Origin of the sequence: Xanthobacter albus (genome assembly GCF_043194895.2) — a bacterium.
Lineage (GTDB): Bacteria > Pseudomonadota > Alphaproteobacteria > Rhizobiales > Xanthobacteraceae > Xanthobacter.
The window spans coordinates 748,372-770,270 of record NZ_CM195532.1 but is presented as its reverse complement, the minus strand read 5'-3'; the positions used below and the strand labels follow the sequence as shown (position 1 = coordinate 770,270).

16 protein-coding genes are annotated in these 21,899 nt (G+C 69.1%); 8 read left to right on the top strand and 8 right to left on the bottom strand.

Going from position 1 to position 21,899, the window contains the following annotated elements; translation table 11 throughout:
* Positions 1-95: 95 nt before the first annotated feature.
* Genes hisF through hisB form a run of 5 tightly spaced genes read right to left on the bottom strand, consistent with a single transcriptional unit; the run spans position 96 to position 3,357 of the window.
* Positions 96-872, bottom strand: a complete 777-nt coding sequence (hisF, locus tag V5F75_RS03400; protein WP_394033092.1) for an imidazole glycerol phosphate synthase subunit HisF — start codon at positions 870-872, stop codon at positions 96-98.
* A 7-nt stretch (positions 873-879) separates the two neighbouring features.
* On the bottom strand, positions 880-1,608 hold the full coding sequence (hisA, locus tag V5F75_RS03395) for a 1-(5-phosphoribosyl)-5-[(5-phosphoribosylamino)methylideneamino]imidazole-4-carboxamide isomerase (RefSeq protein ID WP_394033091.1): 729 nt from the start codon (positions 1,606-1,608) through the stop codon (positions 880-882).
* On the bottom strand, positions 1,605-2,252 hold the full coding sequence (gene hisH / locus V5F75_RS03390; RefSeq protein ID WP_394033090.1) for an imidazole glycerol phosphate synthase subunit HisH: 648 nt from the start codon (positions 2,250-2,252) through the stop codon (positions 1,605-1,607). The genes hisA and hisH overlap by 4 nt, the downstream gene beginning before the upstream one ends.
* Positions 2,253-2,258: 6 nt before the next feature.
* Complete coding sequence (locus V5F75_RS03385; RefSeq protein WP_394033089.1) at positions 2,259-2,741, bottom strand: DUF2628 domain-containing protein; 483 nt, start codon at positions 2,739-2,741, stop codon at positions 2,259-2,261.
* Positions 2,742-2,763: 22 nt separating this feature from the next.
* Positions 2,764-3,357, bottom strand: a complete 594-nt coding sequence (gene hisB, locus V5F75_RS03380) for an imidazoleglycerol-phosphate dehydratase HisB (RefSeq protein ID WP_394033088.1) — start codon at positions 3,355-3,357, stop codon at positions 2,764-2,766.
* A 150-nt stretch (positions 3,358-3,507) separates the two neighbouring features.
* Here hisB and V5F75_RS03375 point away from each other — a divergent pair, with 150 nt between their 5' ends.
* The 3 genes from V5F75_RS03375 (at position 3,508) to hslU (ending at position 6,362) form a co-directional block, all read left to right on the top strand.
* The gene (locus tag V5F75_RS03375; protein WP_394033087.1) at positions 3,508-4,305 is read left to right on the top strand and encodes an alpha/beta fold hydrolase; all 798 of its coding nucleotides are present in this window, start codon (positions 3,508-3,510) and stop codon (positions 4,303-4,305) included.
* A 148-nt stretch (positions 4,306-4,453) separates the two neighbouring features.
* A complete protein-coding gene (hslV, locus tag V5F75_RS03370) occupies positions 4,454-5,002 on the top strand; it encodes an ATP-dependent protease subunit HslV (RefSeq protein ID WP_394033086.1) in 549 nt (182 codons plus the stop codon).
* Positions 5,003-5,051: 49 nt separating this feature from the next.
* The gene (hslU, locus tag V5F75_RS03365) at positions 5,052-6,362 is read left to right on the top strand and encodes an ATP-dependent protease ATPase subunit HslU (protein WP_394033085.1); all 1,311 of its coding nucleotides are present in this window, start codon (positions 5,052-5,054) and stop codon (positions 6,360-6,362) included.
* An 89-nt stretch (positions 6,363-6,451) separates the two neighbouring features.
* On the opposite strand, the gene V5F75_RS03360 is transcribed toward hslU, so the two are convergent.
* A complete protein-coding gene (locus tag V5F75_RS03360) occupies positions 6,452-7,582 on the bottom strand; it encodes a hypothetical protein (RefSeq protein ID WP_394033084.1) in 1,131 nt (376 codons plus the stop codon).
* Between the two features lie 637 nt (positions 7,583-8,219).
* On the bottom strand, positions 8,220-9,557 hold the full coding sequence (locus V5F75_RS03355; protein ID WP_394033083.1) for a lytic murein transglycosylase: 1,338 nt from the start codon (positions 9,555-9,557) through the stop codon (positions 8,220-8,222).
* A 324-nt stretch (positions 9,558-9,881) separates the two neighbouring features.
* Between V5F75_RS03355 and galU the strand changes: the two genes are divergently transcribed.
* From galU to V5F75_RS03335, 4 genes are all read left to right on the top strand, one after another.
* Positions 9,882-10,766, top strand: a complete 885-nt coding sequence (galU, locus tag V5F75_RS03350) for a UTP--glucose-1-phosphate uridylyltransferase GalU (protein ID WP_394033082.1) — start codon at positions 9,882-9,884, stop codon at positions 10,764-10,766.
* A gap of 111 nt (positions 10,767-10,877) precedes the next feature.
* Positions 10,878-11,510, top strand: coding sequence for a DUF1007 family protein (locus tag V5F75_RS03345; protein ID WP_394040898.1), 633 nt, complete (start codon positions 10,878-10,880; stop codon positions 11,508-11,510).
* A 71-nt stretch (positions 11,511-11,581) separates the two neighbouring features.
* The gene (locus V5F75_RS03340; protein WP_394033080.1) at positions 11,582-12,565 is read left to right on the top strand and encodes a nickel/cobalt transporter; all 984 of its coding nucleotides are present in this window, start codon (positions 11,582-11,584) and stop codon (positions 12,563-12,565) included.
* Between the two features lie 184 nt (positions 12,566-12,749).
* The gene (locus V5F75_RS03335) at positions 12,750-13,664 is read left to right on the top strand and encodes a class I SAM-dependent methyltransferase (RefSeq protein ID WP_394033079.1); all 915 of its coding nucleotides are present in this window, start codon (positions 12,750-12,752) and stop codon (positions 13,662-13,664) included.
* 166 nt (positions 13,665-13,830) lie between these two features.
* Here the strand turns inward: V5F75_RS03335 and V5F75_RS03330 are convergent, their stop codons facing one another.
* On the bottom strand, positions 13,831-17,352 hold the full coding sequence (locus V5F75_RS03330; protein WP_394033078.1) for a glycosyltransferase: 3,522 nt from the start codon (positions 17,350-17,352) through the stop codon (positions 13,831-13,833).
* A gap of 800 nt (positions 17,353-18,152) precedes the next feature.
* Between V5F75_RS03330 and V5F75_RS03325 the strand changes: the two genes are divergently transcribed.
* On the top strand, positions 18,153-21,632 hold the full coding sequence (locus V5F75_RS03325; RefSeq protein WP_394033077.1) for an indolepyruvate ferredoxin oxidoreductase family protein: 3,480 nt from the start codon (positions 18,153-18,155) through the stop codon (positions 21,630-21,632).
* The last annotated feature ends 267 nt before the right edge of the window (positions 21,633-21,899 follow it).

Below are 21,899 nucleotides of genomic sequence, written 5' to 3'. Positions count from 1 at the left end.
GGGGCACCCCGATGTTCCCCGCCGCGGATGCGGACGGAGGGGGAAGGGAGCGGACCGCCCGCGCCGCGCGGGCGGCGGGCGGAGCGGCGCGGCGCTCACGCATCCAGGCGGACCGGCAGGCCGGCCTCGGCGAGGCATTCCTTGGCCTCGCGGATGGTGAAGGTGCCGAAGTGGAAGATGGAGGCGGCGAGCACCGCCGAGGCCCCGCCCTCGCGGATGCCGTCCACCAGATGGTCGAGGGTGCCCACTCCGCCGGAGGCGATGACGGGCACGTGCACCGCGTCCGACACCGCGCGGGTCAGGGCGCAGTCGAAGCCCTGGCCGGTGCCGTCGCGGTCCATGGAGGTGAGCAGGATCTCGCCGGCGCCGAGGTCCACCACCTCGCGGGCGTACTGGATGGCATCGATGCCCGTGGGCTTGCGGCCGCCGTGGGTGAAGATCTCCCAGCGGTCGCTCTCGCCCGGCGCGCTCACCTTCTTGGCGTCGATGGCGACCACGATGCACTGCTCGCCGAATTTCTCGGCCGCCTCGCCCACGAAGGCGCGGCGGTTCACGGCGGCGGTGTTGATGGAGACCTTGTCGGCCCCCGCGTGGAGCAGGGTGCGCACGTCGTCCACGGTGCGCACGCCGCCGCCCACGGTGAGGGGCATGAAGCACTGCTCGGCGGTGCGGCGCACCACGTCGAGGATGGTGCCCCGGTTCTCGTGGCTGGCGGTGATGTCGAGGAAGGTCAGCTCGTCGGCGCCGGCGGCGTCATAGGCGCGGGCCGCTTCCACCGGGTCCCCGGCGTCGCGCAGGTCCACGAACTGGACACCCTTCACCACGCGGCCGTCCTTCACGTCGAGGCAGGGGATGACGCGGACTTTCAACATGGCACACCTACCGTCCGGCCACCAGGGCCAGCGCCTCGCGGGGATCGAGCCGGCCGTCATAGAGGGCGCGGCCGGTGATGGCGCCCTCCAGCTTCGCGGCGCGCGGCTCCAGCAGCGCCTCGATGTCGTCGAGCGAGGCGAGCCCGCCGGAGGCGATGACCGGGATGGAGACCGCGTCCGCCAGCGCGATGGTCGCCTCCAGGTTGAGGCCCTTCAGCAGGCCGTCACGGGCGATGTCGGTGTAGATGATGGCGGAAACGCCCGCATCCTCGAAGCGCCTGGCGATGTCCTCCGCCGGCAGGTCCGAGGTTTCGGCCCAGCCCTGGACCGCCACCCGCCCGTCGCGGGCATCGAGGCCCACGACGACCCGGCCGGGATGGGCCCTGGCGGCGGCCTTCACGAAATCGGGGTCGCGCACCGCGGCGGTGCCGAGGATGACGCGGGTGACGCCCTTGCCCAGCCACGTCTCCACGGTCGCCATGTCGCGGATGCCGCCGCCGAGCTGCACGGGGATGGAGACCGTCTCCAGGATGCGCTCCACGGCGGCGGCGTTCACCGGCTTGCCGGCGAAGGCGCCGTTGAGGTCCACCAGGTGGAGATAGCGGAAGCCGAGGGTCTCGAACTCCCCGGCCTGGGCGGCGGGGTCGTGGTTGAACACGGTGGCGCGCGCCATGTCGCCCTGTTCGAGGCGAACGGCGAGGCCGTCTTTCAGATCGATGGCCGGAAAAAGGATCACGGATGCCACTTCAGGAAATTCGCGAGCAGGGCCAGACCCAGGGTCTGGCTCTTCTCGGGGTGGAACTGGGTGCCGGCCACGTTGTCGCGGGCCACCATGGCGGTGATGGTGCCGCCATAATCGGTGGTGGCCACGAGGTCGAGCCCCTCGGCCGGCTTGAGGTGATAGGAATGCACGAAATAGGCGTTGAGCCCGCTCTCGCCGGTGCGGATACCCGCCAGCAGCGGGTGCTCGCGCGCCGGGTTCAGCGTGTTCCAGCCCATGTGCGGGATCTTGAGGTGCGGGTCGGACGGCGCGATGCGGACCACCTCGCCCCTGATCCAGCCGAGGCCGTCGGTGACCTTGTGCTCCAGCCCCCGCTCGGCGAGGAGCTGGGCGCCCACGCAGATGCCGAGGAAGGGGCGGCCCTTCTCCTGCACCGCCTCGGTCATGGCCTCCACCATGCCGGGCACGGCATCGAGGCCAGCGCGGCAATCGGCGAAGGCGCCGACGCCCGGCAGCACCACCCGGTCGGCCGCGCGCACCACATCAGGATCGGAGGTGACGACGATGCTCTCGCCGCCGACGCTCTGGGCGGCCCGCTCCATGGCCTTGGCGGCCGAGTGCAGGTTGCCGGAATTGTAATCGATGATGGCGACGGTCATGGGACCTCAATTCCCCGGAAAGGCGCCGATGACGGACGGCCCCGGCGCCACCAGGGGCGCGGCGGCGGCCGGGCGGGGCGCTAGGGTTTCGGGTGGCACCGGGCGGCGCGGCGTCCAGGCCGCGAAGAAGCGCTGCTCGGCAATGTCCCGCCGGGGCGCGATGACCACGCCTTCCTCCACATAGCCGAGGCGCGCGAGCTTGCGCGCCCGGAGCGCGGGCAGCTCGAAGGCGACCAGCAGGTTGAAGCCGATCATCACCACCTCGACGCTCGCCTCGGGCGCCCCGCCGGCGGCGTGCGCCACCGCGAGCAGGATCGAGACCGCCACATAGGCAAGAAGCACCAGCCACAGCCGGTGATAGAGCAGCACCAGCGGCGCGAACAGGAGCGCGAGCCAGGAGAAGGCCTCGCGCACGAACACCACGCGCCCTTCCGCTGCCGCCACGGTATCCTGCGGGCGGGTGCGGGAGAAGACCGTGAAGGTCGCCATGATATGCTCCCCGTCCGTTCCTTCAGGTTCCGAGCGCGCCCTTGGTGGAGGGGATTTCCCCCGCCGCCGCCGGGTCGATGGCCACCGCCGCGCGCAGCACGCGGGCAAGGCCCTTGAAGCAGCTTTCCGAGATGTGGTGCGCATTGACCCCGTAGAGGGTCTCCACATGGAGCGTCACGCCGGCGTTCATGGCGAACGCCTGGAAGAACTCGCGCACCAGCTCGGTGTCGAAGGCGCCGATCTTGGCCACCGGGAATTCCGTGCGGAACACCAGGAACGGGCGGCCGGAGATGTCGATGGCGACGCGGGTGAGCGTCTCGTCCATGGGCATCAGGCAATCGGCGTAGCGGGTGATGCCGCGCAGGTCGCCCAGCGCCTTCCTCACCGCCTGGCCGAGCACGATGCCCACGTCCTCGGTGGTGTGGTGGAAATCGATGTGGAGATCGCCCGTCGCCTTAATGGCGAGGTCGAAGCGGGCATGACGGGCGATGGCGTCCAGCATATGGTCGAGGAAGCCGATGCCGGTGGAGATGTCGGACTTCCCCGTCCCGTCGAGGTCGACGGAAAGGGAGATCTTCGTTTCCTTCGTCTCGCGAACGATGTCTGCCTTGCGCATGACCGCCTCTGGACCGCTTCGGAAGGCTGTTGAACCCTTCCAAGGCAGCGGGTTCTAGCAGCATCCCTGCTGCATTGCCATATGGCAATGAGATGACGCGCGCGCGAGTCCTCCGTCGCCGCGACACCGGCCGTTTGAACGGGAGACCCGATGCCGACGACCGAGAATGATGGAATCCGCCTGGATTATCAGGTCACCGGCGAAGGGCCGGCCCTGCTTCTCCTTTCCGGCCTTTCCGCCCAGCGGGCCTTCTGGGGGCTCGTGCGGCCGCTGCTCTCGGGCTTCACCCTGGTCGAGTTCGACAACCGCGACATCGGCGCGAGCGGGCAGGCCGCAGGCCCCTACACGGTGGCGGACATGGCCCGCGACGCGCGCGCCGTGCTCGACGCGGCGGGGGTGGGGAAGGCCCATGTGGTGGGCCATTCCATGGGCGGGGCCATCGCCCAGGAGCTCGCCATCGCCGCGCCGGAGCGGGTGGACCGGCTGGTGCTCGCCAGCAGCTACGCCCGGCACGACCTCTACAGCCGCGGCGTCCTGCGCCTGCTCGGCGACCTGCGCCGGCAGCTCGACGACGAGCTGGTGTTCGGTGCCGCGCTCACCAGCTTCGTGATCGGCGCGCACACCCTGCGCCGGCTCGATCTCTACGATTTCGTCCAGGCCGCGCTCGATGCCGGGCTGCAGCAGCCGAAGGCCGCCTTCTTGCGCCAGCTCGACGCCTGCGCGGCGGCGGACACGGTGGACCGGCTCCACCACATCCGGGCGCCGGCCCTGGTGCTCTATGGCGATGGCGACCGCCTGTTCTCCCCGGCCATGGCGCGGGCGCTCGCCGCCGGCATTCCCGCCGGCGCCGACCTCGACGAGATCGTGGACGCGGGCCACTGCCCCATGGTGGAGCAGCCGGAAGCGTTCGCGGACGCGGTCCGCCGCTTCCTCGGCGGCGGGCGGTGAGGCGCCCGCGCGCCGGCGCTTCGCGATCACGCATTGCGTCGGCGACGGAACGGCCTAAGTAAGCCCCAGGGTGGAGCCCACCCGCAGAAGGTCACGCGCCGTGCCCCACCCCGCCGCCGGGGGAGACGCGGCCCGAGCGGAGCGCTTGATGCATTCTTCCCCGGATACCATTTACGGCACCACCATCGTCTCCATCCGCAAGGGCAACCGGGTCGCCATCGCGGGCGACGGGCAGGTGACGCTCGGCAACACGGTGCTGAAGGCCAACGCCCGCAAGGTGCGCCGGCTCGGCCGGGGCGACGTGATCGGCGGCTTCGCCGGCGCCACCGCCGATGCCTTCACCCTGTTCGAGCGCCTGGAAGCGAAGCTGGAGCAGTATCCCGGCCAGCTCCAGCGCGCCGCCGTGGAGCTGGCGAAGGACTGGCGCACCGACCGCTACCTCAGGCGCCTGGAGGCCATGATGATCGTGGCGGACGCCTCCGTCACGCTGGTGCTCACCGGCACCGGCGACGTGCTGGAGCCTGAGGCGGGCATCGCCGGCATCGGCTCGGGCGGGAGCTATGCGCTCGCCGCCGCCCGCGCCCTGGCGGATCGCGAGGACGATCCGGAGGCCATCGCCCGCCGCGCGCTGGAGATCGCCGCCGACATCTGCATCTACACCAACCGCAACATCGTCATCGAGACCATCGGCGCCTGAGGGCCGCCGGGTTTCGCCCGAACGCCCCGCGAACGGAAGCCATACCCGCATGAGCAGCGACTTTTCCCCCCGCGAGATCGTCTCCGAGCTCGACCGCCACATCGTCGGCCAGGCGAACGCCAAGCGCGCGGTGGCCATCGCCCTGCGCAACCGCTGGCGCCGGCTGAAGCTGGACGACAAGCTGCGCGAGGAGGTTCTGCCGAAGAACATCCTGATGATCGGCCCCACCGGCGTCGGCAAGACCGAGATCTCCCGCCGGCTCGCCCGGCTCGCCGGCGCGCCCTTCCTGAAGGTGGAGGCCACCAAGTTCACGGAGGTCGGCTATGTCGGCCGCGACGTGGAGCAGATCGTGCGCGACCTCGTGGAGGTGGGCATCGGCCTGGTGCGCGAGGCCAAGCGCAAGGACGTGCAGGCGAAGGCGCACCTCGCCGCCGAGGGCCGCGTGCTCGACGCCCTGGTGGGCGCCGGCGCCTCCCCGGCCACCCGCGACGCCTTCAGGAAGCGCCTGAGGGCCGGGGAGCTGGACGACAAGGAAGTGGAGATCGAGGTGCAGGCGGGTGGCGGCGGCATGCCGCTGTTCGACATCCCCGGCATGCCGGGGGCGCAGATGGGCGCCGTCTCCCTCGGCGACATGCTCGGCAAGGCCTTCGGCGGGCGCACCAAGAGCCGCCGGGTGACCGTGAAGGAGGCCCATCCCCTCCTCCTCACCGAGGAGGCCGACAAGCTCATCGACCAGGACGCGACCGTGCAGGACGCCATCCACGCGGTGGAGAACAACGGCATCGTCTTCCTCGACGAGATCGACAAGATCGCCGGCCGCGAGGGCCGCTCGGGCGCCGACGTCTCCCGCGAGGGCGTGCAGCGCGACCTGCTGCCGCTCATCGAGGGCACCACCGTCTCCACCAAGCACGGGCCGGTGAAGACGGACCACATCCTCTTCATCGCCTCCGGCGCGTTCCACGTCTCCAAGCCGTCGGACCTGCTGCCGGAGCTCCAGGGCCGCCTGCCCATCCGCGTGGAGCTGGAGGCGCTCACCCGCGCCGATTTCGTGCGCATCCTCACCGAGACCGAGGCGAGCCTCGTCAAGCAGTCGGTGGCGCTGATGGCCACCGAGGGCGTCAGCCTCACCGTCACTCCCGACGCGGTGGAGGCCATCGCCGACGTGGCGGTGGAGGTGAATGCGAGCGTGGAGAACATCGGCGCCCGCCGCCTCCAGACCGTGATCGAGCGGGTGCTGGACGACCTCTCCTTCACCGCCCCCGACCGCTCCGGCGAGGCGGTGGTGATCGATGCGGACTACGTGCGCTCCCGCGTCGCCGATCTCGCCAAGAATGCGGACCTCAGCCGCTTCATCCTGTAGGGCCAGAAACCTGTAGGGCCAGGGCCCGTGAGTGCGGCTCACGGGCCTTTTCCCGCGGCTTCGATCTTCGGGCCCGCGGCGCCGGGGGCTCAGGCCGCCTCGCCGGCGGCCATGATGGCGCCGATGGCCGGAAGCACATGGGCGCGCATGGCCCGGCCGTAGAACAGCCCGAAATGCCCCGCCTGCGGCACCACCAGGCGGGCGCGCTTCGCCTGCGGCACGTTCACGCACAGATCGTGGGCCGCCTCGGTCTGGCCGAGGGCGGAGATGTCGTCCTCGGCGCCCTCGATGGTGAGGAGGGCGGTGTGGCGCAAGGCGGCGGGGTCCACCGCGTGCCCCGCCACCGCGAGGCTGCCCCGGGCGAGGGCGTTGGCCCGGAAGATGGTGGCGACATTCTCCATGAAGAACTCGCCGGGCACGTCCATCAGCGTCCAGCACAGCCGCGCCAGGGGGTAGCGGATGGGGTCGTCGCCTTCGTCGAAGGCGAGCTGGAGCGGCAGGCGCCCGCCGGTGAGGCTCTGCCGCCAGAGATAGAGGGCGAAGGTGTCGGTCTGCCGCCATGCCGGGAACACCCGCCGCCCGGAGCCGGGAAAGCGCTCGGCCACGGTCTCGATGACCTGCGCGCCCAGAGCCTCCAGGGAGCGGCCCTGCAGGATGCGCCACAGCCGGGTGGGATTGCGCGCGGGATCGATGGGCCCGCCGATGAGGGTGAGGCTCGCGGGTGGAAGGCCCGCCTCCGTCAGCAGCAGGGACCCCACCAGCGCCGGCACGGTGCCCTGGCACACGCCCACCACATGAGTGGTGCCCCCCGCCTCGGCGAGGGCGCGAATCATCTGCGCGGTCTCGATGCAGTCGTCATCGAAGCCGAACGGGCCGACGGCGGCGGGCACGTAGCGGGCGTCCGGCCAGTCGGTGATGGCCACCTCGTCGGCCACGCAGAGCAGCGCCACCACCAGGTCGCGCATGAGGAAGGGGAAGCCGCCGGCCAGCGGCGCCACCACCAGCACCCGGCGCCCGGTCGCCGCCGGCGCGTCCCCGCCCCGGCGGAAGCTGCGCACGCGGCCGAACGGCAGATGGGCGCGGATCGTCTCCTCGATGGCGAAGTCCGTCTCTGGCAGGCAGACGCGGCAGATGCCGAAGGCACGGAACGCGTCCTCGTCGAAGCGCCGGTCGGGGGCCGGCGCGCCGGAGACGAGGGGACGATGGTCGTCGAACCACATGACCCACTCCTAAGGCAGCTCGCCCGATGGTAGCAAGGAGCGAGGCTTCACCGCGAGGGGGCATATGTGCGGCGGCGCCCCATCCCGCTCAGGCGGGCGGACCGAGCGGGGCCGCGAGGCGCCGCGCCCGCGCGACGTCGCCCGGCATGGACGCCCGGCCGCGATGACGATGTGCGGCGGGTTCACGATATGCGGCGGGTTGACGGTGCGCCCCTCGCCGGCGCGGCCGGGCCGAAGGGCCCGTTCCACGGCGCCTCCGCGACGGAGCCGCGCAGGCGGCCGGACATGATCGGCACGCCGCCGAAGTTCCGGTCGAGGCAGGAGGGGGGAAGCGTGGTGCGCCGGATGACGGCGCGGCGTGCTCGCCCCATTCCAGCGCGCCGAGACCCAAGGCCCATAACCTGGCCCGCAGGCTTGCGGCCTTGGGCGAAGTCCGCCCGACATCGGTCAGGGACGGGGCGGCGGCGTGACTGGAGGGAACAGGGGAAAGAGGAACCGGGGCGCGGCAGTCTCAGGCACCCGGCGCGCCCCGGCCGTGAATGGGGAACCGTGCGGAGGGCGCCGCGGTGCGGGAGCCTTCCAGTTCGCGAACGTGGGCGCACCGCGACGGCGGGAGCCGCCGCCGCGCGCCGGGCGCTCAGCGCCGCATCTGCTCCAGGAGGGCGACGTCGGGGTAGCCGTCCGGCAGCAGGCCGCGGCGCACCTGGTAGTCCTGGATGGCGGTCTTGGTCTTCTGGCCGAGGATGCCGTCCACGTTGCCGATGTCGTAGCCCATCTGGGCGAGCCGGCCCTGGATCTCCTGGCGCTCGGACTTGGAGAGGCCGCGTTCTTCCTTGGGCCACGCCTGGGCGAATTCGCCGCCGCCGCGCAGCTTGTCGGCGAGGTGGCCGATGGCGAGGGCGTAGGCATCGGCCGGGTTGTACTTCAGGATGGCGTTGAAATTGCCCATCATCAGGAAGGCCGGGCCGTTGGCGCCCGCCGGCAGCAGCAGATAGGCCTGGTCCGACGCGCGCGGGAAGCCCTTGCCGCCGGGCCGGGTGACGCCCAGGCTCGCCCACTGGCCGAGCGACTGCTTGAAGGTGCGGTTGGCGTAGCGGTAGTCGAAGCCCTGCGGCAGCGCCACCTCGTAGCCCCACGGCTTGCCCAGCTCCCAGCCGTCCAGCTTCAGGTTGTTGGCGGTGGAGGCGATGATGTCGGGGATGGAATCCACCACGTTGCGCTTGCCGTCGCCGTCGAAGTCCACGGCGAAGCGCTGGAACGAGGTGGGCATGAACTGGGTGGGGCCGAACGCGCCCGCCCACGAGCCCTTCAGGTGGTCGTAGGGCACATCGTCCTTCTCCAGGATCTGGAGGGTGGCGATGAACTCCTCGCGGAAATAGTCCTGCCGCCGGCCGATGCAGGCCAGGGTGGCGGTGGAGACCAGCACGTTGCGGTTGCCGATGCCCTTGGGGTCGCCATAGGTGGATTCGATGCCCCAGATGGCCGCCACCGCGTAGCGGTCCACGCCATAGGCCTTCTCCACCTTGTCGAAGATGGGCTTGTAGCGGGCCAGGATCTCCTTGCCCTTCTTCACCCGCCAGTCGCTCACCAGCATGGTCACGTAGGCGCCGATGGGCTTCGAGAACTCCGGCTGGCTGTCCAGGAAGTCCATGATCTTCATGTCGGGCTCGAGCGCGCTGGTGTAGCGCTCGAAGGTGCGGCGGGAGACGCCCTTGGACTGGGCCAGCGGCCACGTGGCGGCGATGCAGGCGGGGAAGTTCGCCTGCGCGGCGGCGATGGCCTGGGGCGTCATGTCCGGATGGCCGCCGCCGCCCTGGGGCTGCTGGGGCGCGCCGAAGCCGGAGAAGCCGCCGAAGATGGAGCCGGTGGTCTGGGCCTGGGCGCTCGCCGGCGTGATGAGCGAGATCGCCGCGAGAGCCAGCGCGGCGCCGAGGAGACCCTTCGCCGCGGTGCCCCTGGTGGTCGTGGAAGCCATCTCGTGAACCCTCGTCGCGTCGTGATGCCGCCCTGTGGCGGCGCTTTGTGCGTATCGTCCCTAGTGGGCGCGGGTTTGGTTGCGCCACGGTTAACAAGGGCCTTGAATTTGCGCCTTTTACAGGGCATCGCCGGGCGCGCGGGCCGTCACGGGCGGCCAGCCTCCGCCGCGAGCCTCGGGGATCACGGGGCTCGGGTGCGGTTAGGGAAACATCAACCATGCGGCGCCAGATTTCAGCCCGCATTCTGATCGATAGCTGCGCGGCGCTCATGCGCCCCGGTGGGCCTGCGGCCTCCGGAAAAGAGTCAAGGCGGACTTCACGAGATGCGTAAGCCCATTCGCAAGGCCATTCTGCCCGTGGCAGGCCTCGGCACCCGTTTCCTGCCCGCCACCAAGGCGGTGCCGAAGGAGATGCTGACCGTGGTCGATCGGCCTGTCGTCCAGCACGTGGTGGATGAGGCCCGCGCCGCGGGCATCGAGCACATCGTGTTCGTGACCGGGCGCAACAAGGCCGTCATCGAGGACCATTTCGACCGCCAGTTCGAGCTGGAGCGCACCCTGCAGGAGCGCGGCAAGACCAAGGAGCTGGAGCAGCTCGACCGCGACACCCCGAAGGCCGGCACCACCTCCTTCACCCGCCAGCAGCTTCCCCTCGGCCTCGGCCATGCGGTGTGGTGCGCGCGCGACCTCATCGGCGACGAGCCGTTCGCGCTGCTGCTGCCCGACATGCTGCACATGTCCCGCAACGGCAAGGGTTGCCTCGCCACCATGGTGGAGGCCTACAACGAGACCGGCGGCAACATGCTGGCCGTCTACGAAGTTCCGGACGACCAGACCCACCAGTACGGCATCGTCGGCACCGGCGCTTCCCACGGCAAGGCCCAGGCCATCACCCAGATGGTGGAGAAGCCCAAGGCCGGCACCGCCCCCAGCAACCTCGCCATCTCCGGCCGCTACATCCTCCAGCCCACCATCTTCGACCTGCTGGCGAAGCAGGAGCGCGGGGCCGGCGGCGAGATCCAGCTCACCGATTCCATGCTGAAGCTGAAGGAAAGCGAGAGCTTCTACGCGGTCACCTTCGACGGTGCCATCTACGACTGCGGCTCCAAGATCGGCTTCCTCATGGCCAACGTGGCCTACGCCCTGTCGCGTCCCGACATCGCCGGCGAGTTCCGCACGGCGCTCGGCGAGATGCTCGCCCGCAACTGACGCAAGGCCCGGCGGCGCGGATGCGCGCCGCCACCATGCCGCGGCCGCATTTGGCCGCCTTCCTGGGCCCCGTTCCGGGCGCCGGGCCGCGATGAGGGAGCGAGGATGAGGATGCGTTTCGCGTTGCTGGCCGTTGTCCTGGCCCTCGCCGTCCTGTCGCCACGCCCGGCGGCCGCCCACCCCCACGTGTGGGTGACCATGCGGACCGAGCTCGTCTACGGCCCCGATGGCGCCCTCACCGGCCTCAAGCAGGCCTGGACCTTCGACGAGGCCTTCACCGCGTTCGCGCTCCAGGGCCTGGAGAAGCAGAAGGACGGCACCTATGGCGCGGACGTGCTGAAGCCGCTCGCCCAGGTGAACGTGGAGTCGCTGAAGGAATACGATTATTTCGTCACCGCCAAGTCGGCCACGACGAAGCTCGCCCTCAACGAGCCCGTCGACTATTACCTGACCTATTCCGACGACGCCCTGACGCTGCACTTCACGCTGCCGCTGAAGAAGCCGCAGCCCGCCAAGGGCACCGTCTCCGTGGACATCTACGACCCCACCTACTTCATCTCCTTCACCTTCGCGGACAAGGACCCGGTGAAGATGGTGGGCGCCCCGGCCGGCTGCACCGAGCAGGTGGTGTCCCCCGAGCAGCCGCAGAACCTCCAGTTCGGGGAGAGCTTCTTCGCAAATCTCAGCGCCTCCAGCAATTTCGGCGCCCAATATGCCGACAAGATCACGGTGAAGTGCCCGTGACGCCCGGCGTGCGTCTCTCCCCCGCGCCGGCTCCGGCGCGAGGGATCGCGGGATGGCTCTTCCCCGCGATCGTGGTTGCGCTGAGCGTCACGGCCTTCGGGCTGCTGCTGGCGCTGCTGCTGTTTCCCGATTTCGCCTTCGCCCAGTCGCTCGGGCAGGCGGTGAGCCAGGGCAATGCCCAGCCCGGCCCGAAGCCCACCCCCTTCGGCCTCGGCGGGGTGCCGGCTTCCGGCATCGGCGGCTATATCATCGCCCGGCAGGCGGAGTTCTATCGCGCCCTGGTGCAGGCGGTGCGCGCCGCCAAGGCGGATGGCCACGGCGCCTTCATGCTGGTCGGCCTCTCCTTCGCCTATGGGGTGTTCCACGCCGCCGGGCCCGGCCACGGCAAGGCGGTGATCTCCTCCTATCTCCTGGCGGACGGCGGAACGCTCCGGCGCGGGGCGCTGCTCTCGCTGGCCTCCGGCGTGATGCAGGCGCTCGCGGCCATCGCCTTCGTGGGCATCCTGGCCCTGGCGCTCGGCGCCACCGCCGTCTCCATGGCGCGGGCCATGAACGTGGTGGAGATCGCGGCCTATGGCGGCATCGCGCTGTTCGGGCTCTACCTCACCCTCACCAAGGGGCGCGCCTTTGTCCGCGCCGTGCGGGGAGAGGAGATCCACGGGGCGGACTGTGACTGCGGCGACGCACACGCGCCCGATCCCGCCCTGCTGGCGCAGGGGGGCTGGCGGCGGGCCGCCGTGGCGGTGGTCTCGGCCGGCGCCCGGCCGTGCTCGGGCGCCATCCTGGTGCTCACCTTCGCGCTGTCGCAGGGGGTGTTCATGACCGGCGTGATGTCGGCCTTCGCCATGGGCCTCGGCACCGCGCTGACCGTCAGCGCCATCGCCGCGCTCGCGGTCTACGGCAAGCGCCTCGCGGTGCGCCTCGCCGGCCGCGACACCCGCTGGGCGACGATCGCCCGCGGCGCGGTGGAGGTCGGCGCCGCCATCCTGGTGATGCTGTTCGGCCTCGCCCTGCTCACCGGCTACCTGGAAAGCGAGCGCCTGCTGCCGGGCTGAAGGCCGGAGAGGGTCCGCGCCGTCACGGGGGCGAAAGCTCAAACCATAGAAACAAGCCACCCTACCTCCTCGCGCGCGGGCGATGAGCGACGCTGGTGGAGAGGCGCCCGAGCGGATTTGACCGGCAAATCCCCAATTGGTATTCGGTCAAGCAGATGCTTCATTTGTGGCGGGGGAATACGACATGGAACACGGGCGCGTATGCTCCGTTTGCAATCATTCAGCTCAAAAGCCTTTTAATGTAATTGATAATGTTCCATATTTTATTTGCGAGAATTGCGGATCGATACTGGCCGATCTCGCATTTCTCGAGGAGACGATGAAGGGGAAAGCTCGCGTTTATGATGACGACTATTGGTCGGATGAGATCAAGGCCGCGCAAGAACGTGGGTACGGCGGAAATCTGGTTCGCATGGCCGAGGTTTTTTATTACGCCAAGAGGCCCATAAATCGCTTTCTCGACATAAGTTGCGGTCCCGGCCTGCTGCTCAATGCCGTGTCTGAGCTTCTGCCCGAGGTGAGTCATCGTTTCTGGGGCGTGGAACCCTTCCCGCCACCTGCGCAATTTTGTTCAAAGCACCCGAATTTCAAGGTTGGCTTTCTGCATGATCTTGATCTCAAGTTCGACGCCGGTGTCTGCATCGAGGTCATCGAGCACCTGACACCCGACATCCTGCGCACGATGACGCGGGAGCTTGCAGCCGTCTCCGAGCCGGGAGCCGTCTATTACTTCAATTCCTCGCAGCCGAGTTTCGTGATCAACAGCGATCCCGGCTATCTCGACCCTCACAAGAGAGGGCATATCGCGAGCTACTCGATCGAAGGGCTTCGGCTCATGTTCGGGGAGGCCGGCTTCACGATCCACCCGCTGCCGGGTCGGGATTGGGGCTTCCTGGCCGAATACGGCCCCGGACCCGCCGAAGACAGCAACGGCATCTCCGCGCGCATCTGGGGCATTCTTCCGGAAAATCGCGAAATGCTGTCCTCGGGCCGATTCGGCGGTCTGCTGCTGACGGCGGGGCTCGAGGCCGCGCGGTGCTATCTCGAAGCGGCCGTCGCCAACTGGGCCGTGGGCGAGCTCAGGAAGGCGCAGCAATAAGGCTGTCGCCCTTTTCCGGCCCGGGCCTCCGCGAGGTCCGCGCGGCGTTCGGGCGGAAGCGCTCCGGCATGAGCGGGCAGGACTTTCCGGACCTTCCGACCCGCAGCCTTCCGCAATCGTCTCTCAAGATGGCGGGACCTCACCGGTCCCGCCATCTTGCTTTCGCTCATCCAAGCTCGGCGATGCACTGAGACAGCATTCGGCGCACGGAGGCGATGGAATGCTGATCGCGCGAGAATGCCAGCGCGGCGCGGGCGCGGGCGGCGGCGGCGGCGCGGTCTTCCAGAACCGACCGGATCGCCGCGGCGAAGTCGGCCGGCGCGTCCGCGACCAGCGCCACATGGTTCAGATCCGGCAGCCCCTGGATGCCGACGCTGGTCGTGACGACCGGCACGCCGCGGGTGAAGGCTTCGATGACCTTGCCCTTGACCCCCGCGCCATAGCGCAGCGGCACGATCGCGGCGTCCGTCGCCTCGTAAAGGTCGGCGAGCTCGTCGTCCGTCACCCATCCGCGCACGTCGATGTCCGGCCCCGCCAGCGCCTTCACCGCCTCCGGCGCATTGGAGCCGACGATGGTCAGGTGGAACGGGACATTCGCCGCGCGCAGCAGCGGCAGCACCTCCCGCTCAAGCCAGATCACGCCGTCGAGGTTCGGCGGATGGCCGAACCCTCCGACGAACAGCAGGTTCGACGATCCGCTGCCGGCAACCGCGCCGATCTTCCGCTCGCCGACGGCGAATTCGTCCTCGCCGAAGACACAGATCGGCAGCTGCAGCGCCTGCACGTGCGGCGCCTTTTGCCGGACATAGGCGACTTCCTCGCTTCCGGGATAAAGCACGACGTCGCAGCTGGAGAAGACCCCCTCCTCCAGTTCCCGCATTTCCGCGATCTTCGGCGCCAGGGCCGGGTCCTGCGTCAGCTCAAGCTCGCGCTCCATGCGCATGAAGTGCAGATCGTGGCCGTAATAGATCTGTTTCACCTGCGGGAACCGGCGCAGCGCCTCAAGATAATTGACTGCGATATGAGGGCGGCTCAGGAAGACATAATCGATCTGGTCGGCGCGCTCACCGAGCCAATCGGCGAAGCGCTTATAATATGTAATTCCATATATGACTTCGACGCCGAGTTGTTGATATTCCCTTGTATATACGGGGTCCTGATAAAGGTTGTCCGGCCAGAATGTCACCTGGAAGCCGCTATCCACGAGCAGCTTGATGTACATGTACATCGTGCGGGAGCCGGCATCGCGATCCTTCTGCGGAACGTAATGATCGACGACGACGATGTGAGGCTTTCCGCCGCTGCGGTCGCGAGCCTCGAAGACATTGACGGCATTCGCGAAATGCTCGCTCTCCAGGGTCTCCTTCCAGCGCGCGAGCAGCTTCTCCTGGTTGGCGACCTGATAGGCCTTGATGCCGGAGCTGGTGTCGCGGCCGTGGCTTTGGCCCTCGTGGTGAAAGACCTCCGAAAGCGGCTGGTAGACGACCCTCAGCCCGTGGGCCCGCACGCGGAAGGCGAGATCTGAATCCTCGCAATAGGCGGGAGAAAACAGCTCGTCGAAGCCGCCCAGCGCGGTCCAGACCTCCCTGGGCAGCGCGATCGAGGCGCCGGAGATGTAGTCGACATCCTTCAGGTAGTTGAATTCCGGCAGGCGCGGGTCCTGGTTCCGGCCGAAGTTCCAGGCGGAGCCGTCGCGCCAGAAGATGCCGCCGGCTTCCTGCAGCGTTCCGTCGCCGTTGAGCAGCTTCGAGCCGACCATGCCGACGGCCGGGTCCGCTTCGGTGACCCGCAGCAGCGCCGACAGCCAGCCCGGCAGAACCAGCGTGTCGTTGTTGAGAAGCACCACGTGGCGGCCCGTGGCCGACCGGGCGGTGACATTGCAATTGCCGAGGAACCCGAGGTTCTTCTCATGCCGGACCACCCGCACCGGCCCGCCGATGGCCGAGAGCACATCCGCCGAGCCGTCGGGGGAATGGTCGTCGCCGACCAGAATCTCGAATCGGCGGTCGGTCTGCGTCTCCAGGATCGAGACGATGCAGGTCAGCGTCAGATGAAGGTTCTCATAGACGGGGATGATGATCGAGGCATCGAGCCTGTCGGTCGGCAGAGCGGCGGCAAGCCGCTGCGCCCGCTCCAGCAGCCGCGTGCAATCCTCGCTGCCGCGGAACGCCGCCCTGTCCGAGGCGAACCGATCGACCACGCCGAAAAGATCCTGATAGAGCGGACGATACTCGTCGCCATAACGGTCCTGAACATAATGGTCGGACCCCGTGCCTCGGGGGGAGGGGGCCTCCGCCGGCCTTCCCGCGGCCTCCGGTCGTGGCTCGGGCTTCGAGGGTTCGGAGGCCTCCTTGGCCGGAGCGTGGGGCGGCGCTTCCTTGCGGCCACGGAGCGTCCAACGGATGTGGCGCTCGACATCCCGCATGGTCCGGTAGGTCCGGCTCGATTTGAAGCGTCGGACCGGGCTGCGCTGCGTCTTCGCGAGCTCCGCATCCATTGTGGCGATCCGCTGCAGCAGCTCGTCGACACGCTGTTCGAAGCGCCCCTGCGTGTTCTGCTTCTCCACCGCCAGCTGCGCGTAGCCGCTTTCCTTCAGCTCGATCTCGGCCAGCAGCGCCTTGATGCGCAGGTGGAAGCTCTCCTCCGCCTCCTGCTTCTCCGTCGCAAGCTGGGTATAATTGGCATCCTTCAGCTCGATCTCGGCCAGCAGCGCGTTGACGTGCGGGTTGTGCGGGCTCTTCGCCTCCGCCGCGAGGCGTTCGCACCTGGACTGCCGCTCATGCAGCTCGGCTTCGAGTTCGGCCACGCGCGCGTCAAGCTTGTATTTCTGGCCCTCCATCGCCGCCTGGACCTCCGCGGCCCGGTGGCGCCCTTCCTGCTCCAGATCGCGCTGCTGCTGGCGCAGGCGCGGCAGCTCGATCATGAAGTCGTCGAGCCCGCCGCGCTCGAAATAAAAGCTGTCACAGAGATGCGGCAGCTCCCCGTCGGTGGCGATCGCGATCCAGTACAGCACGCGGCCAAGACCGTTGTCGGCCTCGATCCTGTCCTCGTCCCGCTTCTCGAAGCAGGCGAGGCCCGTGTCCGACGCGCCGCCCTCGCGAACGATGATGGAGCCGATCAAAGGCCGCTGGCCGAAGAGCCGGACCTGGCGAAAATTGGCGTTCAGGAGTGCCGCGAACTCGTCGTGGGTCAGCTCGCGCACATGATGGGGATTGGGGACGAGGCCGAAGGGCGAGTAGATGTCGCGATTCGGCGAGCTCATCAGCAGGAATCCGCCCGGGCGCAGCACGCGCCGGATCTCGCTCAGGAACTGTTCCTGCTCGTAGAAGTGCTCGATGGTCTCGAAGGAGACCACGCAGTCCACCGACTGGTCGTCGAGCGGAATGGCCTGCGCGCGGCCCTGCTCGAACCTCAGGTTGGCGGCGGCATAGGCGCTGCGGGCATGCTCGACGGCGGCGGGGTCCACCTCGACGCCGACGACGGAACGCGCCGCCTGGGACAGGAGCGCGCTGCCGTACCCCTCGCCCGAGGCAACATCGAGCACGTCGAGCCCCCGGCACATCTGCCGGGCCAGGAAGTAGCGATGGAGATGTTCGACCTCGACCTGGCCGCTGATCCCCAGAATCATCCGCTCGCCGGTCCAATCCAGGCCATGGCTCGGCTTCGGCGTCTGAAACAACTCACCCATGGCCCTTCAGTCCCTCACAGCACGCGGGCGAACGCCCGGCCGGCCGAATATGGTCGCCGGCATGCTAATGGCTGATTACAAGCCGGGCCAGCCGAAGGCGCACCCGCCAAAAAGGTGTTCCGGCTCCATGCCACGTCATGAGCGACTGGAATGCCTCACGACGCACCAATGAGGCGGTAAAGGCGTACACAATTATTGGTTGTAGCCATTTGCCTTGGTGAGCGTCGTCAATCTCACCAGGCCATATTACTATTTCGGGTGCGGATCGGTGTGGCAGCCTTATGGCAAGACACGTCAGCCTCTACAGGCGCTTGACCAATCTGCCGGCCATGCAATCAACCATGAGTTGTTTCGGCGAAATTCGACGACTAAAATCTGTGGAACTCCTTGAAGGCCCGGCTTGAACATCGACGCCTGATGATGCGCCGGCTCGGACCCTTCGCCGCACACATGCCGGATCGTCTCTCGGCTCCAAAGGCTGCCGCGGCGCAGCCTCGGATGTCGCGCCCGCCAGGCGATGCCGGTGACCTGTCATTGCACGGCCCACGACATCCGTGAGCCTGCCCGCCGGACATGCCGCGGCGCCGTGCGGTCCATGCCGCATTGCGCCAAAATGCGTCACGCCCAACTCCGAGGCAATTTCATTGCGAATCGGCCGGGAACAACGAAATTGCAGGGTGCGACACTCCGTGTCAGCCTAAAGTTGAACGGCTTCGGGCCGCCGTTCCGGCAGGACCAGGGATCGATCCAGGTGCCATGCCGCGGCGGCCGAAAAGACGAGCCGGCACGGAGGCGCCAAAATGGCATTGAAGCCCGTCTCGCTGGAGGACAAATACGACCTCGGCCAGGACCGCGTGCTCGTCTCGGGCACCCAGGCGCTGGTGCGCCTCGCCCTCATGCAGAAGGCCCGCGACCGGCGCGCCGGGCTGAACACGGCGGGCTATGTCACCGGCTATCGCGGCTCGCCGCTCGGCGGGCTGGACCAGCAGTTCATGCGCGCCGAGAAGGTGCTCGCCGCCGGCGACATCCGCTTTCAGCCGGGCCTCAACGAGGACCTCGCCGCCACCGCCTTGTGGGGCTCCCAGCAGGCGGAGCTGCGCGGCGAGGGCCGGTTCGACGGCGTGTTCGGCCTCTGGTACGGCAAGGGGCCGGGGGTGGACCGCTCCGGCGATGTGTTCCGCCACGCCAACAATGCCGGCACCTCGCGCCACGGCGGCGTCATCGCCCTGATGGGCGACGACCACACCTGCGAATCCTCCACCACCGCCCACCAGAGCGAGTTCCACTTCGTGGACGTGATGATCCCCGTGCTGAACCCCGCCGGGGTGCAGGAGATCATCGACTACGGCCTCCACGCCTGGGCGCTCTCGCGCTTTTCCGGCGCCTGGGTGGGTCTCAAGGCGGTGAAGGACACCATCGAATCCACCGCCGTGGTGGACGGCCGGCTCGACCGCGTGGGCATCGTGCTGCCCGAGGATGCGGCGATGCCCCCCGGCGGCCTCAACATCCGCCTCGGCGATACGCCGGTGGCCCAGGAGGAGCGGCTGCAGGAATACAAGCGCGACGCGGTGCTCGCATTCCTGCGCGCGAACGCGCTCAACCGCCTCGTCACCTCCGGCGGGCGGCGCGCGCGCATCGGCATCGCCACCGTGGGCAAGAGCTATCTCGACGTGCGCCTCGCCCTCGACGAGCTGGGCATCGACGAGGTGCGCGCCAACGATCTCGGCATCCGCATCTGGAAGGTGGGCTGCCCCTGGCCGCTGGAGAGCGAGGGCCTGAAAGCGTTCGCGCGCGGGCTCGACCTCATCATGGTGGTGGAGGAGAAGCGCTCCCTCATCGAGGTGCAGCTGCGCGAGGAGCTCTACGGCACGGCCGACCAGCCCTGCTGCATCGGCAAGAAGGACGAGGCGGGGCGCTGGCTGTTTCCGGTGAAGGGCGCGCTCGACCCCAACGACATCGCCATCGCCCTCGGCCGGCGCCTGCTCGCCTACGGCCCCATCCCCGACATCGCCGCCCGCGTGGCGAGGCTGGAGGAGGCACAGACCGCGCTCGCGGCCACGGCGGACGTCGCCGCCCGCATCCCCTATTTCTGCTCGGGCTGCCCGCACAATTCCTCCACCAGGGTGCCCCAGGGCATGCGCGCCTATGCGGGCATCGGCTGCCACTACATGGTGCAGTGGATGGACCGGCAGACCACCGGCTTCACCCAGATGGGCGGGGAAGGCGCCAACTGGATCGGCGAGGCGCCGTTCTCGAAGCGGGCGCATGTGTTCCAGAACCTCGGCGACGGCACCTACAACCATTCCGGCTGTCTCGCCCTGCGCGCGGCCTGCGCGGCCAAGGTGAACGTCACCTACAAGATCCTGTTCAATGACGCGGTGGCCATGACCGGCGGCCAGCGCCACGAGGGCGGGCTCACCGTGCCCGCTATCGCCCGGCAGGTGGCGGCGGAAGGCGTGGAGCGGGTGGTGGTGGTCACCGACGAGCCCGGCAAGTATCCGCCGAACACCGTCTGGCCGGCGGGCCTCGCCATCCACCACCGCGACGCGTTGGACGCCGTGCAGCGCGAGCTGGCGGCCGTGCCCGGCGTCACCGTGCTCATCTACGACCAGACCTGCGCCGCCGAGAAGCGGCGCCGGCGCAAGCGCGGCGCCTTCCCGGACCCGGACCGGCGCGTCATCATCAACGAGCGGGTGTGCGAGGGCTGCGGCGACTGCGGGGTGAAGTCCAACTGCGTCTCGGTGCAGCCGCTGGAGACCGAGTGGGGGCGCCGGCGGGAGATCGACCAGTCCTCCTGCAACAAGGACTTCTCCTGCGTAAACGGCTTCTGCCCCTCGTTCGTCACCGTGCACGGGGCAAGGCCCAGGAAGGTGGAGGCTGCTGCCGCCGGCGCCGCGCCCTGGCCGGCACTGCCGGAGCTGCGGCGGCCCGAGATCCGCGGCACCTATTCCATCATCGCCACCGGGGTCGGCGGCACCGGTGTCGTCACCGTCGGCGCCATCCTCGGCATGGCCGCGCACCTGGAGGGCAAGGCCTGCGGCATGATCGACATGGCCGGGCTGGCTCAGAAGGGCGGGGCGGTCTTCAGCCACATCCGTCTCGCCGAGGCCCCGGCCGACATCACCGCCATCCGCGTGCCGGCGCGCGGGGCGGACCTGGTGCTGGGCGGCGACATGGTGGTGGCGGGCGCGCGGAAGGTGCTGGCGGCGGTGAAGCCGGGCGAGACCGTGATGGTGGTGAACACCCACGAGGTGATGCCCGGCGACTTCGCCCGCAACCCGGATTATGCCCTGCCGGTGGAGCGCCTGCGCCGCGCCATCTCCGCCGCTGCCGGGGCCGGCAACACGCACTTCGTGGAGGCGAGCCGCCTTGCCGCCGCGCTGTTCGGAAATGCGCTGGCGCAGAACATCTTCCTCCTGGGCTACGCCTGCCAGCTTGGCGCCCTGCCGGTTTCGGTCCAGGCGCTGGAGCAGGCCATCACGCTCAATGGCGAGGCAGTGGCCATGAACCAGGCCGCCTTTCTCTGGGGCCGGCGCGCCGCTCATGATCTCCCCGCCGTGGAGGCGCTGGCCACGCCGCAGGGCGGGGCGCCCAGCGACGCGCGCCGCCTGTCCCTGAACCTGGAGGAGATCATCGCCCGGCGGGTGGAGGAGCTGACGCGCTACCAGGACGCTGCCTATGCCGCGCGCTACCGGCTGCTGGCGGAGCGCGCCCGCCGCCGCGAGGCGCAGGCCGCGCCCGGCCGTTCCGGCCTTGCCGAGGCGGTGGCGCGCGGCTTCTTCAAGCTGATGGCCTACAAGGACGAGTACGAGGTGGCGCGCCTTTATGCCGATGGCGACTTCCGGCGGCAGGTGGAGGCCGCCTTCGAGGGCGAGCTGAGGCTTGAATTCCACCTCGCGCCACCCCTCTTCGCCCGGCCCGATCCGCAGACCGGCGAGCCGCGCAAGCGCGCCTTCGGCCCCTGGATGCTCAGGGCGCTGGCGCTGCTGGCGAAGCTCAGGGGGCTGCGGGCCACCCCCCTCGACATCTTCGGCTACAGCGCCGAGCGGCGGATGGAACGCGCCCTGATCGCCGATTACGAGCGGCTGATGGACGAGGTGCTCGCCCGCCTCGACCGGGACAATCATGCCCTCGCGACGGCCCTGGCCTCCATCCCGGAGAAGATCCGGGGCTACGGGCCGGTGAAGGCCCGCCATCTGGCCGCGGCGAAGGCGGAGGAAGCGGAGCTTCTGGCGCGCTTCCGCGCCCCACCAGCCGCGCGGGCGCAGGCGGCCGAGTGACGCCCGAGGCCCGTGAACACCCTTCATGGGCCCATGGCCAGGCCCGCGCGGCGCTCGGGCGAAACTGAACCGGCGCAGGCCGGGACCGACGGCGAAATGCCCGCGCCCGCGTTTCACGGGGAGCAAAACACCTTTGCCCGCCGGCGGGGGAGACCCTTCCGGGCGATGCCCGGCAATGCCTTCCGCTCCCCCGCCCGTCGAAAAGTGCCAGATATTAATGCATTGATATTACGTTGAAAATCGCGAGAGAGCAGGGCGCCCCCTTTG